Source organism: Mycobacterium sp. E183 (assembly GCF_001667735.1).
Taxonomy (GTDB): domain Bacteria; phylum Actinomycetota; class Actinomycetes; order Mycobacteriales; family Mycobacteriaceae; genus Mycobacterium.
This window is the reverse complement of the sequence record NZ_LZJN01000047.1, coordinates 1-721: the sequence shown is the minus strand read 5'-3', so window position 1 is coordinate 721 and position 721 is coordinate 1. Positions and strand designations below refer to the sequence as shown.

Annotated in this window: 1 protein-coding gene; it reads left to right on the top strand. The window is 73.9% G+C overall.

All coding sequences use genetic code 11. From position 1 onward, the window contains the following. Positions 1–721 (top strand): HAD-IC family P-type ATPase (locus A5691_RS04120; protein ID WP_156734765.1); only part of this gene is annotated, 721 nt, incomplete at both ends.

Sequence of the window (721 nt, the reverse complement as noted above, 5' to 3'; positions counted from 1 at the left end):
CCGTCGACGATGCCCCGCACGCCGTTGCCCTCGGAACTGGTGAATCCCTCGGCCGCGGGCAGCCGGCCCAGCTCGGCCTTGGCGGCCTTGGCGATGGCCCGGGCGATGGGATGCTCGGAGGCATCCTCGAGCGCCCCGGCGTAGCGCAGCAGTGCCGCGCGGTCGGTCCGGTCGGCGCCGACCACGTCGAGGAGGCGCAGTCGGGCAAGGCCGAGGTCCAGCGGCTCGCCGACCGCATCTCCAGTGTGTTCGTCCCGGTGGTCATCGGCATCGCCCTCGCGACGCTCGGCGCATGGCTCGCGCTCGGGTTCCCGGCCACCGCGGCGCTGACCGCGGCCGTCGCGGTGCTGATCATCGCCTGCCCGTGCGCGCTCGGGCTGGCGACCCCGACGGCCCTGCTGGTCGGAACCGGCCGCGCGGCCCAGCTCGGCGTGCTGATCAAAGGGCCGGAAGTCCTGGAATCCACCCGCCGCGTCGACACGATCGTGCTTGACAAGACGGGCACCGTCACCACCGGGAAGATGACCCTCCTCGACGTGGTCGGCGCCGACCGGACCGACCGCGCGGCACTGCTGCGCTACGCCGGGGCGCTCGAGGATGCCTCCGAGCATCCCATCGCCCGGGCCATCGCCAAGGCCGCCAAGGCCGAGCTGGGCCGGCTGCCCGCGGCCGAGGGATTCACCAGTTCCGAGGGCAACGGCGTGCGGGGCATCGTCGACGG